At 61.8% G+C, this 22,269-nt stretch carries 19 protein-coding genes; 7 read left to right on the forward strand and 12 right to left on the reverse strand.

What is annotated here, in order from left to right; all coding sequences use genetic code 11:
* The first annotated feature begins 33 nt into the window (after positions 1–33).
* On the forward strand, positions 34–399 hold the full coding sequence (locus B9Z48_RS15265) for an Hpt domain-containing protein (protein WP_228769180.1): 366 nt from the start codon (positions 34–36) through the stop codon (positions 397–399).
* Here B9Z48_RS15265 and B9Z48_RS15270 read toward each other — a convergent pair.
* Both B9Z48_RS15270 and B9Z48_RS15275 read right to left on the reverse strand, forming a co-directional pair.
* The gene (locus B9Z48_RS15270) at positions 384–1,400 is read right to left on the reverse strand and encodes a tRNA-dihydrouridine synthase (RefSeq protein ID WP_108379503.1); all 1,017 of its coding nucleotides are present in this window, start codon (positions 1,398–1,400) and stop codon (positions 384–386) included. The genes B9Z48_RS15265 and B9Z48_RS15270 overlap by 16 nt on opposite strands.
* Before the next feature lie 10 nt (positions 1,401–1,410).
* Entirely contained in the window at positions 1,411–1,929 is a 519-nt protein-coding gene (locus tag B9Z48_RS15275) for a GNAT family N-acetyltransferase (RefSeq protein ID WP_089956483.1), read from the reverse strand.
* Between the two features lie 283 nt (positions 1,930–2,212).
* On the opposite strand from B9Z48_RS15275, the gene B9Z48_RS15280 reads away from it, so the two are divergent.
* Together B9Z48_RS15280 and B9Z48_RS15285 are read left to right on the forward strand one after the other, a co-directional pair.
* Positions 2,213–2,914, forward strand: a complete 702-nt coding sequence (locus B9Z48_RS15280; RefSeq protein WP_108379577.1) for a c-type cytochrome — start codon at positions 2,213–2,215, stop codon at positions 2,912–2,914.
* Complete coding sequence (locus tag B9Z48_RS15285; protein ID WP_233261146.1) at positions 2,911–4,254, forward strand: cytochrome c; 1,344 nt, start codon at positions 2,911–2,913, stop codon at positions 4,252–4,254. Before B9Z48_RS15280 ends, B9Z48_RS15285 begins: the two co-directional genes overlap by 4 nt.
* A 7-nt stretch (positions 4,255–4,261) precedes the next feature.
* On the opposite strand, the gene B9Z48_RS15290 is transcribed toward B9Z48_RS15285, so the two are convergent.
* A complete protein-coding gene (locus B9Z48_RS15290) occupies positions 4,262–5,527 on the reverse strand; it encodes a tetratricopeptide repeat protein (RefSeq protein WP_108379505.1) in 1,266 nt (421 codons plus the stop codon).
* A 273-nt stretch (positions 5,528–5,800) separates the two neighbouring features.
* Between B9Z48_RS15290 and B9Z48_RS15295 the strand changes: the two genes are divergently transcribed.
* Together B9Z48_RS15295 and bktB are read left to right on the forward strand one after the other, a co-directional pair.
* The gene (locus tag B9Z48_RS15295) at positions 5,801–6,556 is read left to right on the forward strand and encodes an SDR family NAD(P)-dependent oxidoreductase (RefSeq protein WP_199233532.1); all 756 of its coding nucleotides are present in this window, start codon (positions 5,801–5,803) and stop codon (positions 6,554–6,556) included.
* An 842-nt stretch (positions 6,557–7,398) separates the two neighbouring features.
* Positions 7,399–8,583 carry a beta-ketothiolase BktB gene (gene bktB, locus B9Z48_RS15300; protein ID WP_089956478.1) on the forward strand — a complete coding sequence of 395 codons (1,185 nt, stop codon included), beginning with the start codon at positions 7,399–7,401 and terminating at the stop codon, positions 8,581–8,583.
* A gap of 501 nt (positions 8,584–9,084) precedes the next feature.
* Here bktB and B9Z48_RS15305 read toward each other — a convergent pair.
* Both B9Z48_RS15305 and B9Z48_RS15310 read right to left on the reverse strand, forming a co-directional pair.
* The gene (locus B9Z48_RS15305; protein ID WP_108379509.1) at positions 9,085–11,265 is read right to left on the reverse strand and encodes a TRAP transporter permease; all 2,181 of its coding nucleotides are present in this window, start codon (positions 11,263–11,265) and stop codon (positions 9,085–9,087) included.
* Positions 11,266–11,484: 219 nt separating this feature from the next.
* Complete coding sequence (locus B9Z48_RS15310; RefSeq protein ID WP_108379511.1) at positions 11,485–12,438, reverse strand: TAXI family TRAP transporter solute-binding subunit; 954 nt, start codon at positions 12,436–12,438, stop codon at positions 11,485–11,487.
* A gap of 170 nt (positions 12,439–12,608) precedes the next feature.
* On the opposite strand from B9Z48_RS15310, the gene B9Z48_RS15315 reads away from it, so the two are divergent.
* Complete coding sequence (locus B9Z48_RS15315; RefSeq protein WP_108379513.1) at positions 12,609–13,826, forward strand: D-amino acid dehydrogenase; 1,218 nt, start codon at positions 12,609–12,611, stop codon at positions 13,824–13,826.
* 246 nt (positions 13,827–14,072) lie between these two features.
* Positions 14,073–14,585, forward strand: coding sequence for a cupin domain-containing protein (locus B9Z48_RS15320; RefSeq protein ID WP_108379515.1), 513 nt, complete (start codon positions 14,073–14,075; stop codon positions 14,583–14,585).
* A 14-nt stretch (positions 14,586–14,599) separates the two neighbouring features.
* Here the strand turns inward: B9Z48_RS15320 and B9Z48_RS15325 are convergent, their stop codons facing one another.
* The 7 genes from B9Z48_RS15325 to B9Z48_RS15355 form a co-directional block, all read right to left on the reverse strand.
* Positions 14,600–15,814: a hypothetical protein gene (locus tag B9Z48_RS15325; protein ID WP_108379517.1), complete on the reverse strand. Its 1,215-nt coding sequence runs from the start codon at positions 15,812–15,814 to the stop codon at positions 14,600–14,602.
* Positions 15,815–15,824: 10 nt separating this feature from the next.
* Complete coding sequence (locus B9Z48_RS15330; RefSeq protein WP_108379519.1) at positions 15,825–16,169, reverse strand: hypothetical protein; 345 nt, start codon at positions 16,167–16,169, stop codon at positions 15,825–15,827.
* Positions 16,166–17,563, reverse strand: coding sequence for a cytochrome P450 (locus tag B9Z48_RS15335; RefSeq protein ID WP_108379521.1), 1,398 nt, complete (start codon positions 17,561–17,563; stop codon positions 16,166–16,168). Before B9Z48_RS15335 ends, B9Z48_RS15330 begins: the two co-directional genes overlap by 4 nt.
* The gene (locus B9Z48_RS15340; RefSeq protein WP_108379523.1) at positions 17,560–18,723 is read right to left on the reverse strand and encodes a hypothetical protein; all 1,164 of its coding nucleotides are present in this window, start codon (positions 18,721–18,723) and stop codon (positions 17,560–17,562) included. The genes B9Z48_RS15335 and B9Z48_RS15340 overlap by 4 nt, the downstream gene beginning before the upstream one ends.
* Positions 18,720–19,970 carry a glycosyltransferase gene (locus B9Z48_RS15345; protein ID WP_108379525.1) on the reverse strand — a complete coding sequence of 417 codons (1,251 nt, stop codon included), beginning with the start codon at positions 19,968–19,970 and terminating at the stop codon, positions 18,720–18,722. The genes B9Z48_RS15340 and B9Z48_RS15345 overlap by 4 nt, the downstream gene beginning before the upstream one ends.
* A gap of 22 nt (positions 19,971–19,992) precedes the next feature.
* Entirely contained in the window at positions 19,993–21,039 is a 1,047-nt protein-coding gene (locus tag B9Z48_RS15350) for a beta-3-deoxy-D-manno-oct-2-ulosonic acid transferase (RefSeq protein ID WP_233261147.1), read from the reverse strand.
* A gap of 281 nt (positions 21,040–21,320) precedes the next feature.
* Positions 21,321–22,205, reverse strand: coding sequence for a nucleotidyltransferase domain-containing protein (locus tag B9Z48_RS15355; protein WP_108379529.1), 885 nt, complete (start codon positions 22,203–22,205; stop codon positions 21,321–21,323).
* Positions 22,206–22,269 lie beyond the last annotated feature (64 nt).

Raw genomic sequence — 22,269 nt, forward strand, 5'->3', positions numbered from 1 at the left:
CGTGATTTTTGTATTCACTTGTAAGCTTGCCGCATGAGCAACTCTGAACCGCCCATTTATTTGTCCGTTGACCGGGCCATGGAGTTCATTGGCGACGCCAATGGTGTGTTGTCCCTGCTCAAAACACTGCACCAAACGCTCAGCGATGACCTGCCTCTTTTGCAAGAGTCACTGGACAAGGACGATGTGTACGGTGCCAACCGCATCCTGCACCAACTCAAGGGCTTCACCCCCGTGTTTTGTGTAGACGGTCTGGTCGAGCATGTGGTCAAGGTCGAGGCCATGAGCAAACACGCCGAGGCCAGTGAACTGCGGGCAGCCTACAGCCTGTTGGCGCCTCAACTCGAAACCCTGCGCACCGAAGTGGCCAACCACCTGAGGCTTCACCCCATCGACTGAACCGGTGCCCGCTCGAGTGGTTCCCGGTCCAGTGCTGCCGGCAGCGTTTGCTGCTGCAGCCATCGCTCAATTTCGCTGGCGTCGTGCACCAAACGCAGGGTGTCAAAAGCCAGCTGGGCTTGTGGGTAGACGCGCCGCATGTAGTTCAACCACTGCTTGAGCCGTCCCGCCCGGTGGCGCGTGGCCACCCGCAGGCCAATGCCCACCCAAAACACCTGCATCAACTCCAGCATCCGGCTCCAGGCCACCCCTTGTCCAGGGCCCAGGCTCTGACCTGTTTGCACTTGGGCCGCGATGGCCAAGGCCAGCCCCGGGTCGGTCACCATGCCCCGCCCAATCATGATGCGGTCACAGCCCGTGACTTCGCTGCAACGCAAGGCGTCGGCCACCGTCCAGATTTCGCCATTGGCCACCAGGGGCAAGCGCACATGCTGGCGCAAGTCGGCAATGCGGTCCCAGTAAGCGGGCGGGCGGTAACCATGGGCCTTGGTGCGGGCGTGCACCACCAGTTCGCTGGCCCCTGCCGCCTCGATGGCTTGGGCACAGTCTTCGGCACGGCGGTCATCGTTGTAGCCCAGTCGCATCTTGGCCGACACCGGAATGTGTGCAGGCACCGCGCGGCGCACGGCCGCCACAATTTGCCCCACCAACTCGGGCTCATCGAGCAACACCGCCCCACCCCGGTGCTGGTTCACGGTTTTGGCGGGGCAGCCAAAGTTCAGGTCAATTCCGGCAGGGCCCAGCTCGGCCAACGCGGCCGCATTGTCGGCCAGGCAAATCGGGTCTGAACCGAGCAATTGCACTTTCACCAGCACCCCGGCTGGCGTGCGGCTTTGGTTGAGCAACTCAGGGGCCACCCGAACAAAGGCGCGGCGGGGCAAGACGGTGTTGGTGACCCGAATGAACTCGGACACGCAGGCATCGACCCCGCCCACGCGGGTCAGCACATCACGCAAGGTGTGGTCGAGCAAGCCCTCCATCGGGGCCAACATGATGTGCATGGCGTGCCGTTCAGTTCAATTTGCGCTTGAGACGCACTTCTTCGACTTTGACACCGCCCAGGGGCACGGTGCGGGCGGTGTTCATCTCGCGCTTGAAACCGGCCAGATCATGAAAGCGCAGGGTTTTTTCATGCAACAGGGGTAGCCAGACCGTGACATCGGTGCAGTCTTCGTCTTGCAGGCCTTCGCGGGCCGCGTCCCACAAGGCCAGGCCAATGCCCTGGCCGATGCGGTCGGGTGCGGCGTAAATGGCCCAAATTTCCCCCGTGGTGTTTTTGGACTTGGGGTCACGCGAGCGGTCAAAGCCCACAAAACCCACCACCTCGCGGCCCACCGTGGCCACCACGACTTGGGGCTCGCCGTATTCAATGGCTTCTTTCCAAAACGACACGCGCTTGGGCATGGGGGTGGCGTCCCAATGGGCATCGGGCACTTGCCCAGCGTAGGCGGCGCGGCAGGCGCTCACATGCAGTGCGGCAACGGCGGGCGCATCCTGGAGGGTGGCAAATCGGACTTGGATATCGGACATGGCTAAAACTTCAAATGAAAAACAAAGCAACAAAGCCAGAAGACTTTGGCGCAAAACCCGACATTGTCGCCGCTTCGGTTATCTTCCAAGGATGCCGACCTTTCCCAGCCCACAGAATTCCCCTCTTTTAGCAAGATTCAAGCGTCCAGCCAACGGCACATCCCCCACAACACCCCAGCGCTTGCGCCCATGGCCTGTTGTCTGGGCGGCTCTTGTGGTGACCGCAAGCAGCTTGGCCAGCCCTTGGGCCACGGCACAGACCCCCGTGCGTGTGATCGACAGCATGGCCGAGCGCACCCGTGCTTGCACCGCTTGCCACGGTGACCAAGGCCGCGCCGGGCCCGATGGGTATTACCCCCGCCTGGCGGGCAAACCGGCCGGTTACCTGCACAACCAACTGCGCAATTTCGCACAAGGCCGTCGCCATTACGAGCTCATGGCCCGCTTGGTGGACCCGCTGAGCGATGCCTATCTGGGCGAAATGGCGCAGTACTTTGCCGACCTGAAACTGCCCTACCCGAGCCCAACAGCCAACAACACCATTGCCCCCGAACGCCTGGCCAAGGGCCAGCAACTGGTCACCCAGGGCGATGCCGCACGCGGCCTGCCCGCCTGCACCCAGTGCCACGGTGTGCGCCTGACGGGCGTGCAACCCAACGTGCCCGGCTTGCTGGGCCTGCCGCTGGACTACCTGAATGCGCAGCTGGGGGCCTGGCAAACCGGGCAGCGCCGCGCGCACGCCCCCGATTGCATGGCCGAGGTGGTCAAACGCATTCCGGCCCCGGACTTGATTGCGGTGTCGAGTTGGCTGGCCCGCCAGCCACTGCCGGCTGACACCCACCCCGCCGAGCGTGTACCGCCAGGACCCGCTTTGCCCGAGGACCTGCGCTGCGGCAGCGCACCAGAGTTGTCGACACCCCTTGCGGCCCCATCGGCGCTTCCCCCCCAACACGCGGCCAAGCCTGCCCAGAAAGGCCAGCCATGAAACGATTCCTGATGGACATGCACCCTGTCAAACGCCTGGCTGGGGTCACACTGCTCAGTCTGCTGGTGCTGGCCCTCGCGGTGGTCTGGGACAACTGGGGCGATATGTTGTGGGACCCAAAAGCACCCACAGCCCCCACACCTGCCAGCACGCGCAGCAACGAAGCCCAAATCGAACAAGGCCGTTACCTGGCTTTGGCCGGCAATTGCATGGCTTGCCACACCGCCAGAGGCTCGGTGCCGCTGGCCGGCGGACGCCGCATCGAGACACCGTTTGGTGGCGTCTACAGCAGCAACCTCACGCCCGACCCCGAAACCGGCTTGGGCCGTTGGACGGCGGATGAGTTTTGGCAAGCCATGCACCACGGCCGATCCAAAGGTGGGCGCTTGCTGGCCCCGGCTTTCCCCTACAACCACACCAGTGTCGTGAGCCGCGAAGACAGTGACGCGGTGTTTGCCTGGCTGCAAACGCAAGCCCCGGTGGTGCAAGCCCAGCCGGCCCACACCTTGGTCTGGCCCTTGGGCACGCAGCCCGCACTGGCCGTGTGGCGCAGCCTGTTTTTTGAGCCCAGCCCGTTTCAGGCCGATAAGACCCAGAGCGCCGAATGGAACCGGGGCGCGTATTTGGTGCAAGGCCTGGGCCACTGCGCCGCCTGCCACAGCCCGCGCAACGCCTTGGGTGCCAGCGGTGCGGTCCATGACTTGTCTGGCGGGCTGATGCCGGTGGTCAACTGGTACGCCCCCGACCTGACACGCGACACCGAAACCGGCCTGGCCAGCACACCCCTGCCCGAAATCGTGCGCTTGCTGCGCACGGGTGCCTCCAACACCGCACAAACCAGCGGACCCATGGGCGAAGTGGTGCAACACAGCCTACAGCACCTGAGCGAGTCCGATTTGCACGCCATGGCGCTGTATTTGCAATCGGGTGCGCAATCAGCACCCCAGCGCCCAACGCAGCCCCCCGCCCCCGCCCGAGTGAGTTTGCAAATGGCCCAGCTGGGCCAAAAAACCTACGAACGGCATTGCCTGGCCTGCCACGGCGAAAAAGGCGAGGGCCTGAACACCCCCAATGGCGAGGTGGCCTATCCGGCCTTGGCGGGCAACCGTGCTGTGCGCATGAACGATCCGACCAACCTGGTGCAATTGGTGCTTTACGGCGGCTACGGCCCGGCCACGGCCTTGCACCCTCGGCCATTTGGCATGCCCCCGGCCGTGCTCGAACTCGAAGACCGCGAGATCGCCGCCGTGTTGACCCACCTGCGCACCCAATGGGGCAACCAGGCCCCCGAGGTCACCCCTTTGCAAGTCAACCGCATCCGCGCGGCACAAGGCTCATGAAAGCCGATCAGCGCACCACCTCCACGCGCCACACCCCTTGGGTCAGCATTTGGGCGTAAGGGCCGGGAATATCGGCACGCCACTGGCCTTGGTGGACCGGGCTGGCATATTGGCAAATGGTGGTTTGCTGGGCATCCACAATTTTCCAAGTCACCGACTGGCCTTGCGGCAGGTCGGTGCTCGCGCCGATGCTGGTGCTCGACAAATTGCTGCCCACATGAAAGGCGTCGCCCAGATCTTGGGCTTCGTGGGGCGGAAAATCCTGCCCGTCCATGAAGCCAAAAACCGGATCGTGCGAGAGCAGACTTTGACGCACGGTGGGCCAGATGCACTGGCGCAAAAAGTGCTGGTCCACCACCCGCAGGCCCAGGTACTGGCCTTGGGCCACGAAATCCACCATGGACTGGCGCAACTGCCGAAACACCCCGCCGCAGCCGCCCCACATGCCGGCCAGCAACAGTTCGGTGTGAGAAAAATAATCGCGCATCAAATGAAAATGCCGGTCGCTGCGCAGCCAGGCTTCAATGGCAGCCACCTCGCGCTTGGAAATCAAGGAATCGGCGTCGCGGATCAAAAAGCGGTCAACACCTTCGTCCTCCATCACCAAAAATCGCCACATGAGGCCACTGAGTTCTTGGCGATCGCGCTCTGACACCTCGACCAGCTGCGCCCCCATGGACCGCAGCGATTGGCGCACGACCAAGGGGACGGTGTCGTCCACATAAAAACGGCAAGTCCAGTGGGGCAAGAGTTGCTGGGCCACCATGACGTTCAATTTGGCGGTTTCACAGTAACGTGGCTGATCGCCAAACAAACTGAAGGCGATCACCTGGCGGCGGGCATCCTGGCCTGGTGCAGGCACTTGGGCGGGCAGCGCCCGAACAGGCTGGCCATGGGTTTTTTGATCCTTGAGCGACAGGCTGCGCAAGCCGTACTGGCGCACATCGTCCATCAGGCCCAGGTGGCCGCAGGTTTCAGTCAAGCCGTCCCACAGGTTCACGTCTTCGGGGGCCAGTGGGCAGGCTTGCAGGTAAATGCTGCGGGCTTGCTCGCGGTCGCCCAAGCGCAAATGGCAAAACGCCGCATCGCCCAAAATTTGAGGGTGCAAGGGCATGAGCTGGCGGGCTTGTGTGTTGACCGCCAAAGCTGCTGCAAAGTCACCCTGGGCCGACAACTGCACAAAGCGCTGCCCCAAATCGGACAGTTGGCGGTTGAGCGTGGCCGTGGCCCTGCTTTTGGCGGGTGCAGCCTTAGCTCTTTGAATTTTTTTCATACCTTAGGACTCAAAAATATTAAAAATGAATCAAGGCTTGAGCATACCCAATCATGGAACGCCTTTTATGGAGCGCCGCTGGAGCAGACCTGCCATTGGCTTGTTGTGGGAGCCCCGCCCCTTGGCGATGGGGGGGTGGTCTGCGAGGCTTTATCGCGGCGAGTGCGTCGTTCCTGCGGCCAAGGCAGCGATGCCGATGCAGCTGTCTTCCACATGACTCACAGGTGCTGCGCGGCTTTGCGCAAGTGGCGGCTTGGCCCTAACATGCCCGGCATGAAACACCACCTTTACATCCTCACTGGCGCATCCCGGGGCATGGGATTGGCCATGGCCGAGCAATTGCTGCAAGCTGGCCATGCTTTGTTGTGCATCTCGCGCAACGCCAACCCCGCCTTGGAGAGTGCCGCCCAAAAAGCTGCGGTACCCCTGACGCAGTGGACCCACGATTTGGCTGACGGCACTGGGGCAGCAGCCCGCCTGAGTGACTGGCTTGCAGGCCAAAACCCCGATGACTTGGCCAGTGTCAGCCTGATCAACAATGCCGGGGTGATTCCCCCCATCTTGCCCGTGAGCCAGTCCCAGCCTGCCGATCTGGCCTGGGCCTTGCGGGTGGGGCTGGAAGCGCCCATGGCCTTGTGCGCCGCATTTTTGAGGGCCACACAGTCTTGGACTTTGCCTCGCAAAGTGCTCAATATTTCATCTGGTTTGGGGCGTTACCCCATGGCCTCACAGGCCGGCTACTGTGCGGCCAAGGCCGGCATGGACCATTTCACGCGCTGCATGGCCTTGGACGAAGCCTTGCAAGATCACGGGGCCCGTGTCTGCTCGCTGGCCCCCGGGGTCATTGACACCGACATGCAAGTGCAGATGCGCGGTGCGGCAGGCGAGGCCTTTCCTGACCAAGCCAAGTTTTTGCAACTCAAGGCCAATGGGCAACTCAGCAGCGCCCCACAAGCGGCCGCGCAGGTGCTGGCTTTCTTGGCCCGCCCCGACTTTGGCGAGCAAGCCGTGGCCGATGTGCGTGGCTGATGCACAGCGCTGTGCATCTGGCCCCGTCAAGTTTCAAGTCAAAGGCATGTCATGGCCTGTGCGTCAGTGTGGAAGCCGCCCAATGGCGAATGCCGCATTTTGCAGGAGCCCCGCCCTCGGGGCGATGGGTCGTGGTCTGCAAGGGTGATCGCGACGAGGGCGTCGCTCCTACAAGGGGATGGCCCCCGCGTTTTGTAGGAGCCCCGCCCTCGAGGCGATGGGTCGTGGTCTGCGAGGGTGATCGCGACGGGGGCGTCGCTCCTACAAGGGGAAGGCCCCCGCATTTTGTAGGAGCCCCGCCCTCGGGGCGATGGGTCGTGGTCTGCAAGGGTGATCGCGACGAGGGCGTCGCTCCTACAAGGGGATGGCCCCCGCATTTTGCAGGAGCCCCGCCCCCGGGGCGATTCTGGGTGGTCTGCGAGGGTGATCGCGACGGGGGCGTCGCTCCTACAAGGGGATGGCCCCCGCGTTTTGTAGGAGCCCCGCCCCCGGGGCGATTCTGGGTGGTCTGCAAGGGTGATCGCGACGGGGGCGTCGCTCCTACAAGGGAAAGGCCCCCGCATTTTGTAGGAGCCCCGCCCTCGGGGCGATTCTGGGTGGTCTGCAAGGGTGATCGCGACGAGGGCGTCGCTCCTACAAGGGGATGGCCCCCGCATTTTGTAGGAGCCCCGCCCTCGGGGCGATTCTGGGTGGTCTGCAAGGGTGATCGCGGCGAGGGCGTGACAAAAATCATCGACACAGTCCCCGTAGGCCCAGCTTGTCAGTCCCTTGTAGCCATTGACCCTGACACTGTTTGGGTCATCAATCCTTATGTTGATTTTTTTAATTCTGGAGACATTCCCATGAGCCGTGAAGTTGTTGTTGTCAGCGGTGTGCGCACCGCCATTGGTACCTTTGGCGGCAGCCTGAAGGACATCGCACCCACCGAGCTGGCCGCACAAGTTGTGCGCGAAGCCCTGTCCCGCGCAGGCACCGAAGGTCAAGACGTCGGCCATGTGGTGTTTGGCCATGTGGTCAACACCGAACCCAAAGACATGTATTTGTCGCGCGTGGCGGCCATCAACGGCGGCTGCGCCGAGGGCACGCCCGCGTTCAACGTGAACCGCCTGTGCGGCTCGGGCCTGCAAGCCATCGTCAGCGCCAGCCAGTCCATCATGCTGGGCGACTGCGACATCGCCATTGGCGGCGGCGCAGAAAACATGAGCCGCGCCCCTTATGCCAGTCTGGCCACCCGCTTTGGCGCACGCATGGGCGACACCAAGATGATCGACATGATGATCGGCGCACTGCACGACCCCTTCCACAACATCCACATGGGCGTGACGGCAGAAAACGTCGCCGCCAAATACGGCATCACCCGCGAGATGCAGGACGCATTGGCGCTGGAAAGCCACAACCGTGCTGAACGCGCCACAACAGAGGGCCGCTTCAAAGACCAGATCATGCCGGTCATGCTGAAAAGCAAAAAAGGCGAAGTGGCCTACGCCACCGACGAGCATTTCCGCCCTGGCTGCAAGCTCGAAGACATGGCCAAGCTCAAGCCCGTGTTCGTGAAAGAAAACGGCACCGTGACCGCTGGCAACGCCTCGGGCATCAACGATGCGGCCGCCGCCGTGGTGCTGATGGAAGCCGGTGCGGCCAAGGCCCGTGGAGCCAAGCCTATGGCCCGCTTGGTGGGTTACGCCCACACCGGTCTGGACCCCAAAATCATGGGTGTGGGCCCCATCTCGGCCACACAAGCCGTGCTCAAGAAAACCGGCCTCACGGTGAACGACCTGGACGTGATCGAAGCCAACGAAGCCTTTGCCGCGCAAGCCTGCGCTGTGACCCGCGAGCTGGGCCTGGACCCCGCCAAGGTCAACCCCAACGGCTCGGGCATTTCGCTGGGTCACCCCATTGGCGCGACCGGTGCACTGATCACCGTGAAAGCCCTGTACGAGTTGCAGCGGGTAAACGGCCGCTACGCCTTGGTGACCATGTGCATCGGCGGCGGTCAGGGCATCGCGGCCATTTTTGAGCGCATGTAAAGCCAGTGCCCCGCGTTTTGTGGGAGGCCCCGCATTTTGTGGGAGCCCTGCATTTTGTGGGAGCCCCGCCCTCGGGGCGATTGTTGGTGGTCTGCGAGGGTGATCGCGACGGGGGCGTCGTTCCTACAAGCGGATGGCCCCGCATTTTGTGAGGTCCCCGCGTTTTGTTGGAGCCCCGCATTTTGTGGGAGCCCCGCATTTTGTGGGAGCCCCGCCCTCGGGGCGATGGGTCGTGGTCTGCGAGGGTGATCGCGACGAGGGCGTCGCTCCTACAAGGGGACGGACCCGCATTTTGTGAGGGCCCCGCGTTGTGGGGGAGCCCCCGCATTTTTTGTGAGGGCCCCGCATTTTGTGGGAGCCCCGCCCTCGGGGCGATTGTTGGTGGTCTGCGAGGGTGATCGCGACGGGGGCGTCGCTCCTACAAGGTGACAGGCACGCATTTTGTGAGGGCCCCGCGTTTTGTGGGAGCCCCGCATTTTGTGAGGGCCCCGCATTTTTAGGTCAACGATCCCGGTGGGCCCACTGGTACGCCAGCACTGGCAGCATGAAAGCCACACCCAGCAAACTGATTTTCAGGCCCGGCGCAATCAGGCACAGAGCACCCAAGGCGCACAGGGCGCGTTCCCAACCCTTCATCACGGTCATCAGGTAACCACTGAGCGCCGCAGCCAGCGCCACGATGCCCAGCACACAACCGGTGAAGGTGATGGCAAAGTCGGCCCAGGTGAAGCCCTTGGCCACCAGCAGCAAGGAGGGTGAGAACACAAACACAAAGGGCACCAGCACTTTGGCCAGGCCCAGGCGGAACGCCATGTTGCCGGTTTTGAACGGGTCACCGCCAGCCATGCCCGCCGCCGCATAAGCGGCAAGCGCCACCGGCGGCGTGATGTCGGCCAGCACGCCGTAATAAAACACAAAGAAGTGCGCCACCAGTGGCTCCACCCCCAGCTGCACCAAAGTGGGTGCGGCCACCGTGACCATGATGATGTAGTTGGCCGTGGTCGGGATACCGCAGCCCATCAAGATGCAGACGATGCCGGTCATGAACAGCGCTGCCAACAGCGTCAAGGACTTGCTGTCGGCCATGAAGGCGGGCAACCAGTCCATCAAGAAAGCCGAGATCATCTGCGCCCAGCCGGTGATGATGAAGCTGATCTTGAAGCCCACACCTGTGAGCGTGACCACACCAATCACAATGCCCACCGTGGCCGCCGCAGCGCCCACCGCCAGCGCGTATTTGGCCCCGGTTTCAAAGGCCTCCAGCAGCACGGCGTTGTCAATGCGACCCACCAAGCCCAGCCACTTTTGCCCGGCCCAAATCAGGGCCACGCCCAGCGCCAAAAAGCCCAGCTTGATGGTCTCGCCGTCGCTGCCCCAGTCCACAAACGCCACCAGCGCCAGCAGCACATGCAGCACCACCAGCAACAGCCAGTTGGTGCTGCGGTTGCCCCACACCGTGGTGCTCAGGCCCACGATCATGCATGACGTGATGCCGGTGAACGCCGCCAAATAAGGCGTGCGGCCCGACACCAAAATGGCGATCAGCAAAGCCAGTGGAATCAAAGTGGGCCAGCGCTGCTTGAAGGACTCGCGCAGCTTGGGCATTTCTTCTTCGGTCAGGCCCCGCAAGCCATAGCGCTTGGCCTCGAAGTGCACCTGCATGAACACACCAAAGAAATGCATGAAGGCCGGCACGATGGCCGCAGCGATGATGGTCTGGTAGGACACGTTCAAAAACTCGACCATCAAAAATGCCGCCGCACCCAACACAGGCGGCGTGATCTGCCCGCCTGTGGACGATGCGGCCTCGACCGCGCCCGCAAACTCACGGCGGTAGCCCACCCGGATCATGGCCGGGATGGTGAGCGAGCCCACGGTGACCGCATTGGCCACCGAAGAACCGCTGAGCGTGCCGAACATGGCCGAGCCGAACACGCTGACCTTGGCCGGACCACCGGCGTAACGCCCGGCCACGGTGGAGGCGATGTCCAGAAACAGCTGCCCCAAACCAATGCGCGTGGCCAACACACCAAACAGCACAAAGTGAAAAACATAAGTCGCCACCACACCCACCGCCACACCATAAATGCCTTGGCTCGTCAGGTACTGGTGGTTGATCATCTGGCTCCAGCTCGCGCCCGCGTGCTTGAGCAAACCTGGGAAATACGGCCCGGTCAAGGCATAGGCCGTGAAGCCCAGCGCAATCAAAGGCAAGGGCCAGCCCATGGAGCGGCGTGTGGCTTCGAGCAAGGTGACAAACAGGACCGAGCCCATGACCACGTCCATCGTGTCCGGGTTGCCTACCCGAAAGGCCAGGTCGTCAAACACGTAAGGGATGTACATCACGCTGGCCGCGCAGGCCAGGCCCAGCAACCAGTCAATCAGTGGCACACCGCCAATGCTCAGGCGACTTTTGGACACGGTGCTGCTGGCGTCTGACTTGGTCGCCGCAAACACCAGAAAAATCAGCCCCAGCACAAAAGCCAGGTGAACACCCCGGTGGGTGGTCTCGCGCAGCAGGCCAAAACCAGCTGTGTAGAAATGGAAACCCGACAGGATGATGAGCAGCCATTTCACGATCACCGTGGCGGGCGGCAATGTGGGCCGAAAGCGCATTTCGGGGTCGAACTTTTCTTCGAGTTCTTGCAAATTGCGCACATTGCGCTCGAGGGCTTCGGCCATACCTGTCCTTCACAACACAAGGCACTGTAGGGCCTTGTTCACAACACACAGGGCGCCATGGCGCCCTGTTCAAACATCATCGCCCACGGGGTGGGCTCCTACAAAATCAATACACCTGCCACCTTGTGGGAGCCCCGCCCCCGGGGCGATCGGTGGAGATTTGCGAGGGTCGATCACAGCAAGGGCACCGCGCCTGCACCAGGCTCGGTGCACCCCGCATCACTTGAGCAGACCGGCTTCTTTGTAGAAGCGCTCGGCACCGGGGTGGAAAGGAATGCCCACGCCCTTGACCGCGTTCTCTTTGGTGATGAACTTGCCTTTGGCGTGGCCAGCAGCCAGGGTGTCCTGAGCGGCTTTGCCATACAAGGCCTTGGTGATTTGGTACACGGTTTCCGCGTCGGCCTTGGCGCTGGTCACCCACTGGGCGCCCATGGCCATGGTCTGCACGGCGGGCACGTCTTTGTAAGTGCCTGCAGCGATCGTGTCCACAGCCAGATACGGATTGGTCTTGCGCAAAGCATCGGCCTGGGGGCCGGCCAAAGGCACCAACTCAATGCCGGTGCCGCTCGATGCCAATTCGGCAATCGCACCCGCGGGTGCGCCGCCCACAAAGAAGAAGGCATCGAGTGCGCCATCTTTGAGCTTGTCACCGGCCTGGTTGGGCTTGATGTACTCGGGCTTGATGTCGCTTTCCTTCACGCCATAAGCGGCCAGCACAATGCGGGCGTTGACCAAGGTGCCAGAACCTGGCTCGTCCAGCGCCACGCGCTTGCCCTTGAGGTCAGCCACCGACTTGATGCCCGAACCCTTTTTGACCACCAGGTGAATGCTCTCGGGGTAGAGGTTGGCAATCATGCGCAGGTCGGTGACCTTGGGCTTGCCTTCGTACACGCCGGTGCCGGTGTAAGCCCAGGTGGCCACGTCCGACTGAGAGAAACCCGACTCCAAAGCGCCACCGGCCACGCCGTTGACGTTGGCCACCGAGCCGTTGGTGGCCTGGGCTGTGGCCACGATCTTGCCGGGCTGGCTGACCGCGTTGGCGATCATGCCGCCCACCGGGTAATAGGTGCCGGCCGTGCCGCCCGTGCCGATGCGGAAAAATTGTTGTGCTTGCACCGGGGCGACCATGGCCGCTGCCAGACCCAAAACCAGAACCAGTTGACGACGCTTCATGACATTCCTTGGAGTGTGAATTACGAAAGAAGGTTAAAAACCAACAGCCTAGGGTGTAGCACAACTTGTGCCCATTTTGAGTTCAAACAGGCCCACATCAGGGTTGACGCTGATATCGAAGACCCTGATAAGGCAAGCGCTAAACTGGCTGTTTTTGTCAAAGGTGTCTCATGCATGTGTGCGTTCTGGGTGCTGGAATCATCGGCCTGAGCACCGCTTTCGAACTCACGCAACAAGGTCACCGCGTCACCGTGGTGGACCAAGGCGCAGCGGCCTCGGGGGCCAGCGGCGGCAATGGGGCACAGCTGAGCTACGACTACGTGCAACCCATGGCCGACCCCGGCATCTGGGCACAACTGCCCAAGCTCATGCTGTCCCCAGACTCCGCCCTCAAGATCCGCCCACAGTGGGACCCGGCGCAGTGGGCCTGGTTGCTGCGCTTTCTCAGGGCCTGCAACACCGCTCAGTCGCACAGCACCACAGCGCAACTGCTGCGCCTGGCCGCCCAAAGCCGCGCCGCTCTGGACGACTGGCGCGAACAAGAAACACTGAATTTTGATTTCTCCAGCAGCGGCAAACTGGTGATGTTTCGCTCAGCAACTGCCTTTGACGCAGCACGCCAACAACTGGCCCTGCAGCAGCAGCTGGGCGGATCGCCCCAACATGCGGTGTCGGCCAGCGAGGCCTGCGCCATCGAACCCGCCTTGGCGCCCCGGCGCGAACTGTTTGCGGGCGGCATCTACACGCCCAGCGAATGCGCCGCAGACTGCAAAAAACTGTGTGAGGAATGGGTGCACATTTTGTCGACCCGTGATGTGCAATGGTGCATGGGTCAGCGCATTGAACGCTTGTTGGTGCGTGGCCAACAAGTGCAGGCCGTGTCATTGGCCTCGGGGCAAGACATCCAAGCCGATGCCTTTGTGCTGTGCACGGGCCACACCACCCCAGGTCTGGCCGCACAAGTGGGCATTCATTTGCCGATTTACCCGCTCAAGGGTTACAGCATCACGGTGGACACGGATGGCCCCGGCCTGGCCCCCCACGTCAGCATCACCGACAGCGCCCGCAAAGTCGTGTTTGCGCGTTTGGGCGAACGCCTGCGCGTGGCCGGCATGGTCGAGTTGGTCGGACACACCACGCAGATTCCCCCCGAACGCATCAACAGCCTGCTGGCCGACACCCGGGACCTGTTTGGCGACTGCTCGCGCTTTGCCGACCTGCACCCCTGGACCGGCATGCGCCCGGCCACCCCCACCGGTCTGCCCGTGCTCGGCCGACAAAAAAACGGCCCAGCCAACCTCTACCTCAACACCGGGCATGGGGGCCTGGGCTTCACATTGGCCGCAGGGTCGGCGGTGCAAGTGGTCAGCGCCATGCACAGCCATTGAGCGAGGCTTTATCGCGGCGGGGGCGCCGCGCTTACAGGTGACGACCTCCATTTTGTGGGAGCCCCGCCCTCGGGGCGATGGGTAGTGGTCTGCGGGGCTCTATCGCGACGGGGGCGTCGCTCCTACATCGTGGGGGCGCCGCTCCTACATCGTGGGGGCACCGCTCCTACAAAAAAGATCTGGCCATGACCTGTTGACCCATACCCTGCTAAAGTCAATTCCAACTTTTTTGCAAAGGCACTTTCCATGTCACAAACCCACGAACCCCATGATCACGCGTCTGCCCCCGAGACCCACAGCACCAACTGGAAACACGACGGTGTGCGGGTGGTGCCGGGCAACCAGTTGGACGGCAATGTGCCCTCCACACCGGGCATGGACCGCAAAGCGGCCATCAACTTTGCACGCGTGGGCGCTCAAAAACTTTGGGCCGGCACCGTGCACATCCACCCCAATGCCAAAACCGGCGCACACCACCACGGGCCTCTGGAAAGTGTGATCTATGTGGTCAAAGGCCGCGCCCGCATGCGGTGGGGCGACGCCCTGGAATTCACCGCAGAAGCCGGCCCCGGCGACTTCATTTATGTGCCGCCCTACGTGCCCCACCAAGAGATCAACGCCAGCGCCGACGAAACGCTGGAGTGCGTCTTGTGCCGCAGCGACGGCCAAGCCGTGGCCGTCAACATGGACATCGAGCCCGTCGAAAAGCCCGAAACCGTTTTGTGGATCGACCCGACCCATCCGCAGGGTGGGGTGTAAGGGGCGCGGGGCAGTCATGCCCCTGATCGCCACCACCTTCCTCGCAATGCGGCGTAAGCCACCACCGAAGCTTGATGGCGGTATCTTTCAGCCAGGGTCAATGGCCCTGCCACCGTCAAAAAATAGTCATACGCCACCGTCTGATCGGTGGCTTTGATGTATTGAAAATGGAGCTGGAATTTGTCTTTTTTGAGCTTGTGGTAGTCGCCCGGATCAAACATGTCTGCAAATTTGGGGTTCAGCACTTTCAGGGCCACGCCCCCTGGTGTGGGCGACACGCCGCAGGCCAGCAAGGGGTCTTGCAAGGCAAAACAACACCCATCCGGTGGGGCCGAAAAGTCGATCCAGTTCAAGCCCTTGGCCGAGGCGATGAGCTGCAAATCGCTTTGAAAAGCACTCGCCATGGGCAAGCTGCCCAAAGCCGGTAGCCATTGACCCAGGGTCAACAAAGACAGGCTCGTGGCTTGCTGGCTCAATTCAGCATTCAAGCGCAAGGCCTTGGCCAAAACAATGGCCGCCATGGTGGCACCTGAACTGTGTCCGACCAACAAGACCTCGTCATAACGGCCCGAACCGACCCGTTCCACCAGGGTGTGGGCATGCGCCTGCAGCCTGCGATCGAGCTCAGGCGTTTTGTCCTGCGCCTGCAGCGCATTAAAAACATAACTGCGCATCATCCAGTACATGCTGTAACGGCCTTCAAGCCAGCGCCCCGCGATCCAGACGGCACCTGCAGCAGCCACGCCCAGCAGCCCCGCCATGGGCCAATCCGCCCCCATCCCCTTGGCCATCGACATCAGCAGCAGCCCCGCTGCAGGCGTGCCCAGCAACAGCAGCAATACCAAAAAAAACGGCAATGTCAAAGCCAACACCGGCGGCCAAGACAAGCGGTACATGCGGCCCAAGGCCCCACTGCGCCAGTTGAGCCAAGTGGTGCTCAAAATTTGCCACCACAACAAGGGCATGGCGCGTGTCCAATGCGCACGCACAATGTCGTCCCAGCTCAAAAACTCGTAATCGGTGCTGACCGCTGCGCCGTCCACCCGTGCCTCCAGACGCCAGGCGGCATTGCCTTGATCCAAGCGCTTGCGAGGCCCCACATCCAGCTGCCACCCGTGACGTTGGCTATGCGCCCCACCCTCTTTTTTGAACAAGGCGTGGTAGTGCGCCGCCCCTTTGGGGTCAAAGCCACTCACATACAAAACACAACGCCGACGAACTTCAGTCACAGATTTGAATTTAAAAAATGGTGGGCTTTTCCAGCCCCTTGTGCAGCACCAAATCGACCACGGCCTGTTCGCGCTTGTTGGCCCGTCGGCAATGGTCTTTTTGAAAACGGTCCGTGATCCAAATGATGCCCCGTGCCCACAGCCGGTGACGTTCGCGCCAGGCGTGCGAAGACACGCTCTCCCACGCATAGCCGTTGAAAACCGAGGCGTTGACAAAATGGTCCAGCGCCCTCACGCCAGCGCGTGCGCGGCTGTTGGGCCCCGAAAAACCCACCACCACCAAAATCAAATAGCCCAGCACAGCCATCGGCACCACCGCCGACATCAACACAAACCCCATCAAGCGTTCTTTCATGCCACAGCCCTTCTGTGAAGTGTCAATCGCACGCCGTTCGCCGATCGGATGGTCAGGCGTCCCACGGGCTGCGGCACATGGCCAGGCACTGCAGCCAGCCGGTAACGGCCCACCAGGCTCGACAAAATCAGCACGGCTTCTTGCAGCGCAAAGGCGGCACCAATGCACACCCGGGGACCGGCCCCGAATGGCAGATAGGCCTGACGCAAAGAGGCACGCGTGGCCTCGTCGTCGTACCGATCGGGGTTGAAGGCATCGGGCTCTTGCCACCACTGCCGGTGCCTTTGAATCAACCAAGGTGAAATCAAGATCGATGCGCCTTGGGGCACCGTTTTGTCCCGCATGGGGCAAGTTTGGGCCGACTCGCGCACCATGAAACCCACCGGCGGAAACAGCCGCAAGGTTTCCCTGAACACATTCCAAGTCAGGGCCATGGGCTTCAAATCGCTTTGCTCGACCGAGCGGCCTTGCAGCTGGGCCGCGACTTCGGCCTGCACACGCGATTGCACCTCAGGAGCCTCGGCCAACAAATAACAGGCCCAAGTCAATGCACTGGCCGAGGTTTCATGGCCTGCCAAAAACAACATGGCCACCTGGTCCACCAACTCGTCGAAGCTGAAAGGCTGGCCCGATTCAGGGTCACGCGCAGCCATGAAGGCCGCCAAAATGTCGGCCGGGGCCAACACGTCTTGGCCCTCGCCATCGCGCACATGGGCCTCGTAGCGTGGCCGAATCAGCGCCTCCAGCAGCCCCCGGATTTCGCGGGCAGCCCGGCGGCTGCGCCACACGTCCCAAGGCCACACCAGCCAACGCACGCCATACATGGCGGGCAACATCAATTTGGGGGCCAAAGCCTGAAAACGTGCAAACGCATCAAACACACGGTGCGCATCCACACCCTCTAGCGGTTTGGAAAAAATCGTCCTGAAAATGATGTCGGCGGTGACAAAAGTCATCTCCACCTCGATGTCGTGCTCGGCCCCATCTGGCAAGCCATCCAATCGCGCAAGCATGGCATCGGTAGCGTCCTTCATGACCGGAAAAGCCACCTGCAAACGCGCTTGGGCAAAAGCCGGCCCCATCATGTCCCGTTGGCGTTGCCACGTTGCGCCATTGGTGGTGAACACGCTGTCGCCCAGCAAAGGGCGCAAAGCGTCACCGAGCAAGGCGCTCTTGGGAAAATCGGCCGACTCTTCTTGCAACACCCGCTTGACCACCGCCGGGTCATTGACCATGTACAAATCCACGCCCGGCAAATGCACCTCGCCCATCTGCATGCGGTAACTGCGCTCATAAAGGCTGTCCAGCCATGAACGCCGAGCGCTGAAAAAAAACTTCCAAATGCCCGTGCGCGTCTTGCGCGGTGCGGGGTAAGCAGGGCAAAAATGGTTCATGAAACCACCGGCTGCAAACCACGCTGGCGCAAGCTCTGCGCACCGGCTGTCCAGGAAAAAAAATCATAGCTGCCGGGCAACTGCCCGGCCATCAAATACTGCAAATGCATGCGACGCTTGTCTTTCTTCAAAACGGCATAAGTGGCCGCATCAAACAAGGTGTGAAACCGGGGCGATGTCATGGCGCGGGGGTTGACGGCTTGCCCCTTGACACACAAGGCCACCGGATCGACCAAAGCAAAACTGCCCCAGTCAGACGGCGAAGAGCAATCCACCCAAAATAAATGCGGGTTGACCCCAACACACGCCAGCTCGTTGCGAAGCGCATGGGCTTTGGGCATGAGAGCAAACAGTGGAATGCAATGCCCCAGCGTCAGCACCGACAGCTTGGACAAAGCCTTTGGCACATCGGCGCAGCGCTTCGCTGTACGCGCCGCAGCAGACACGGCCCCCATGCTGCCAACACTGAAACCCACCAGCAGCACTTCATCTGTTTCGGGCCTCAGCAGGGCTTGTTCGATGCCCTCGGCCAAACGGTCCCAACGCTGCGACAACTCAGGCACTTGACCTCTGGCGTGCAGATCTGCAAAGCCAAAAATGCGCAACAGCCACGAGGTGTGCAAGCTTTTTTCCCACTGCCAACCTGCAGCCAACACAACGCTCGCCGCCAGCCCGGCAGCCAGCCAGGCACTGCCCCCCAAAGAGGGCATCCAAAGACCCACCAGCCAAGCCCCACATGCGGCTGCAGCCATGGCCACCAGCACCACGCCCAGCCAATAAACAGCCGGATAAAACAGCGACACCAAGGTCCGGCCCGCCACGCCCCCCACCTTGCGCAAGAGCTTGGGCATGGTCAGCAACAAGCCATAAACCCGCACGGATCGCATCAACACCTGCCACGCACCCCGTGGCCAATGCGCCCGGACAATGTCGTCCCAACGCACATACTCGTAAACCGTTTCGGTGTCACCCGAGCGAACCGTCCACACCGCATTGCCGTTGTCGCCCTGCTTGCGATCACTGACCTCGTACACCGTGTGGGTGACGGTGCCTTGCAACGCTGCCTGTGTGCGGTACAGGCGGTGGTAATGCGCAGCGCCCTTGGGGTCAAAACCACTCACAAAAAACACATGCCGACGTTGCACCTGACCCTTGTTCATGCCAACCGCCCCACCGCATCACAGACCTGACGGCGTGCCTCTTGGGCGCTGCCCTGCCCGGCCCAACGCCGACACGCGTTCACCACACCGGGGTCTGCCAGCAAAGACTGCAAATGGGTTTGAAGCCTCCCCTGCCCAGGGCTTGGCAAGACCTGGGCCACACCCAAGCGCTGCAAACGCAATGCATTGTCAAATTGGTCATAGGCACAAGGCACCACCAACTGCGGCACCCCTGCATGCAAGGCCTGCGCACTGGTGCCAATGCCGCCGTGTTGCACCAAAGCGCGTGCATGCGGCAACACATCGGCAAAGGGCACATAAGCGCCCGCCCAAATCTGGGCTGGCTGCGCAGCCACACGCGCCTGCAGTGCCTGGCTCAAGTGGCCCAGAAAAACACCACGTAAGCCCATGGCCGCACAAGCTTGCATGGCCTCTGCAAAAAATTCATCGGTGTGGTGTCGGGCCGTGCCGGGCATGAACACCACAGGCGCATCGCCCTGTGCCAAAAACAATTGCAAACTCTCTGGCAGCGGTGTGTCGCCATCGTTGTACCGCACAAAGTCGGCCTGCACCACCTGCCCCGGCCAATCGGGCGGGGCCGCTGCAAACCACTTAGGAAACAAAGCCACCCCCGCCTGCGGTGAATGCATCCATTGCCCAAACACAGACCCCTTGATGGGTGCCAAGCCCTGCGCTTGACGCAAACGCTCCAAGGCTGGTTTGACCAGGGGCTGCAACTTCAAGCGGTCCAAGGCATGCCAAGCGCCCTGCAAGGCCCAGTGCGGCATCCAGCGCGGCACCGACCACTGCGCCAGCGTCAAAGGCGGATGCACCGAGCGCAGCAAGGTGGGCGCGGTGTAGACACTCATCAAGGGCAAACCCAGCTTTTCTTGCGCCACCCGTGCGCCCATGGCCAGCGGGTTGGCCAGCACCACACAAGGCCCCTGGGCAGACCACGCAGACAGCCGCTCAAAGGTCGGCTCCAGCGCCGGGCGTAACAAATAGCGCCACATCACCCCCAAACCATCCACCGGATGCCAAAGCTTGGGGTGTGCCACGGTGCTGGCGTGCTCTTCGGCGCGGCCGATGGCGTCAAACTCCAAACCCGCACCACGCACCATGCCCTCAAAAACAGGATTCGTCATCACCACGGCGCGGTGGCCGCGCTCGCCAAGGGCTTGACCCAGCGCCAGCATCGGGTGCACATCACCCGCACTGCCCAAGCTCACCAAACACACCGTGCTCATCAGTTCAAACCCATCACCAAGCTCATGCCCGCGCCAACAAAGGCCGCAGCCAACGACGCCACCACACCACGCCACCCGGGCTTTGCGCACGCCAAGCCAGCAACTCTTGCAAAGCCTGCTCGGGCGAACAGCGCTGGCCAGACACCCGGCTCACGTACACCGGGTACAACAACAATGCCGCAGCCACCAACCCATCGAGCGAAAGCCGACGGGTGCGGCGCGGATGCGGATACCGGTCAAGCGTCAGGCCCCAACCCGCATAAAAAGGCTGGCCGTAACACACCACCGGGATGCCACGCAGCAAAGCTTCAAAACCGGTCAAAGACGTCATCACATGCACCTCGTCTTGCGGGTTCAGTGCATCCAGCAGCTGTGACATCGAGGCCTGCAACACCACTTCGTTGCACCACAGCATGGCCTGCGCCTCTTGTGCCCCCGCTTGGCGCAGGCCGGCCACCACATCCGGATGCGGCTTGTACACCACCCAGGCATCGGGCCGGGCCTGGCGCACTGCCTGCAACAAGGCCATATTGGTTTTGATGTCCAGCGTGCCCGTGGCAATCGACGCATCGGTCTCGACCTGCCCCGGCACCAAGACCACTGGTTTGGAGGTGTCCGGTCGTGACCAAGGTGCAGCGGCCAGGTTGTACTTGCTCAGCCCAGCGGCCACCACCAGCTGCCTGAAATGCGCTGCCCGCTCCAGCAAGTCCGGACTGAAAACCGCGTTTTGCAGCATGCGCTCTAAAGCACTGGGCTGGCGTGCATCAAAGTAAATGCCCAAAGGATCGATCACCCACGACATCGGGCGGGTCAAATCGGCCCCCAAACCCACCGAGCGCAAAAAACCGTCTTCCAGGCGCACCACCTTCACACCGGTCCCCAGCCCTGCTGGCCCAACTGCCGCCCCCCACAGCAACAAGGTCGCCCCCTCAGGCACCTGTGCAGCATGGCGCACAAAGACAAGGTCATGGCGCTGCGTGAACTGCCGCAACAAAGCCCGTTTACGCCATGAAAAACCATGGGCAAAAACCGGGCCACGGGCCAAGTCGATATCGCGTGAATCAAGCAATTGGAAGAACTGATTTGCAGGAGCCCCGCCCTCGGGGCGATGGGTGGTGGTCTGCGATGCTTTTCGCGACGAGGGCGTCGCTCCTACAAGGGGACTTCCCTTGTGGGAGCCCCGCCCTCGGGGTGATGGGTGGTGGTCTGCGAGGCCTTTCGCGACGGGGGCGTCGCTCCTACAGGGGGAGGTGTTCTGCATGTTGTGGGAGCCCCGCCCTCGGGGCGATGGGTGGTGGTCTGCGAGGGTTATCGCGACGAGGGCGTCGCTCCTACCGCAAGCCATCCGGCTTACAGATCCAGCAGAGGCAGCATTTTGCGCACATCACCGTGCAAAGATGTCAGGGTTTGTTCAAATGGAAGATGCGGCATTTCATCACGGACCAATTTCGCCACGGCCTGGGCTTGGTCCAGATCGCGTGGCTTTTTCAAAGGCTCGCGATCATCCAAGCCCGACAGCCACATCTTGTGCAAAGCAAACGCCCGTGGGTCTGGCACCCTCATGGGGACAGGCCATCCATCTTCATCAATGGCCACCGGATCAAGTTTGGGTGAATTCAACAACCACTGCAGGCCAGGCACCTCGGTTGCCACAAGATCAGCCTCAGAAAACGTGATGCTGTTTGACTCAGTCATGCCACGAGGAGCCACGACCAAATCCACCATGAACATGCCCGCGTTGGCCGCACGGTAACCATTTTTCCGAACACACTCAAAAGTCTTATCTGCCCTTTTGAGCAAGCCCAAGAGACCCTCACCATCCAACTTTTCAGACACAACTGTCAATTTTTGACGCGCATCGTAGAGCAGGTCGACATCCCCAGATGCCAATAATTCAAGCAAAAAATGCGCACCCGCCGCCGCTTCATAAGCGTACAAGGCTTGAGTCCCAATGACCGTAAAGCTGTCGTGCAAGCCAGCCCTGTCGAGTTCACGTAAAACACGGGCCACCACGCGCGGCACGCGGCTCAAGCGCAAAGCTTTATTGAGCCTGGCCTGCTCTTGTATTTTTTCAGTGATGCCCTGCAAACGCGCCTGCGCTGCGCTGCGGCCTTCCACAAATGAAACGAGCAAAGCCTCGGTTTGAGCTGATCTGCGCCCCAGTGACTTGCCATTGCCTTTTCTGTCTGTATCCCGGAAAAGGTACTCCGTGCCGCGCACCGTCTTCCAGCGCATGCCGTATTGATAAGCACCTGCATGATGAAGCGCAGTCCGATAATTGTCGAAAAGCTGTTCAGAA

Origin of the sequence: Limnohabitans sp. WS1, from assembly GCF_003063265.1 — a bacterium.
Taxonomy (GTDB): domain Bacteria; phylum Pseudomonadota; class Gammaproteobacteria; order Burkholderiales; family Burkholderiaceae_C; genus Limnohabitans_A.

Coding starts and splice junctions, on each gene's coding strand:
- B9Z48_RS15265 (WP_228769180.1), top strand. CDS start 34: ATGAGCAACTCTGAACCGCCCATTTATTTGTCCGTTGACCGGGCCATG.
- B9Z48_RS15270 (WP_108379503.1), bottom strand. CDS start 1,400: ATGCACATCATGTTGGCCCCGATGGAGGGCTTGCTCGACCACACCTTG.
- B9Z48_RS15275 (WP_089956483.1), bottom strand. CDS start 1,929: ATGTCCGATATCCAAGTCCGATTTGCCACCCTCCAGGATGCGCCCGCC.
- B9Z48_RS15280 (WP_108379577.1), top strand. CDS start 2,213: ATGGCCGAGCGCACCCGTGCTTGCACCGCTTGCCACGGTGACCAAGGC.
- B9Z48_RS15285 (WP_233261146.1), top strand. CDS start 2,911: ATGAAACGATTCCTGATGGACATGCACCCTGTCAAACGCCTGGCTGGG.
- B9Z48_RS15290 (WP_108379505.1), bottom strand. CDS start 5,527: ATGAAAAAAATTCAAAGAGCTAAGGCTGCACCCGCCAAAAGCAGGGCC.
- B9Z48_RS15295 (WP_199233532.1), top strand. CDS start 5,801: ATGAAACACCACCTTTACATCCTCACTGGCGCATCCCGGGGCATGGGA.
- bktB (WP_089956478.1), top strand. CDS start 7,399: ATGAGCCGTGAAGTTGTTGTTGTCAGCGGTGTGCGCACCGCCATTGGT.
- B9Z48_RS15305 (WP_108379509.1), bottom strand. CDS start 11,265: ATGGCCGAAGCCCTCGAGCGCAATGTGCGCAATTTGCAAGAACTCGAA.
- B9Z48_RS15310 (WP_108379511.1), bottom strand. CDS start 12,438: ATGAAGCGTCGTCAACTGGTTCTGGTTTTGGGTCTGGCAGCGGCCATG.
- B9Z48_RS15315 (WP_108379513.1), top strand. CDS start 12,609: ATGCATGTGTGCGTTCTGGGTGCTGGAATCATCGGCCTGAGCACCGCT.
- B9Z48_RS15320 (WP_108379515.1), top strand. CDS start 14,073: ATGTCACAAACCCACGAACCCCATGATCACGCGTCTGCCCCCGAGACC.
- B9Z48_RS15330 (WP_108379519.1), bottom strand. CDS start 16,169: ATGAAAGAACGCTTGATGGGGTTTGTGTTGATGTCGGCGGTGGTGCCG.
- B9Z48_RS15335 (WP_108379521.1), bottom strand. CDS start 17,563: ATGAACCATTTTTGCCCTGCTTACCCCGCACCGCGCAAGACGCGCACG.
- B9Z48_RS15340 (WP_108379523.1), bottom strand. CDS start 18,723: ATGAACAAGGGTCAGGTGCAACGTCGGCATGTGTTTTTTGTGAGTGGT.
- B9Z48_RS15345 (WP_108379525.1), bottom strand. CDS start 19,970: ATGAGCACGGTGTGTTTGGTGAGCTTGGGCAGTGCGGGTGATGTGCAC.
- B9Z48_RS15355 (WP_108379529.1), bottom strand. CDS start 22,205: ATGCGCTGGAAGACGGTGCGCGGCACGGAGTACCTTTTCCGGGATACA.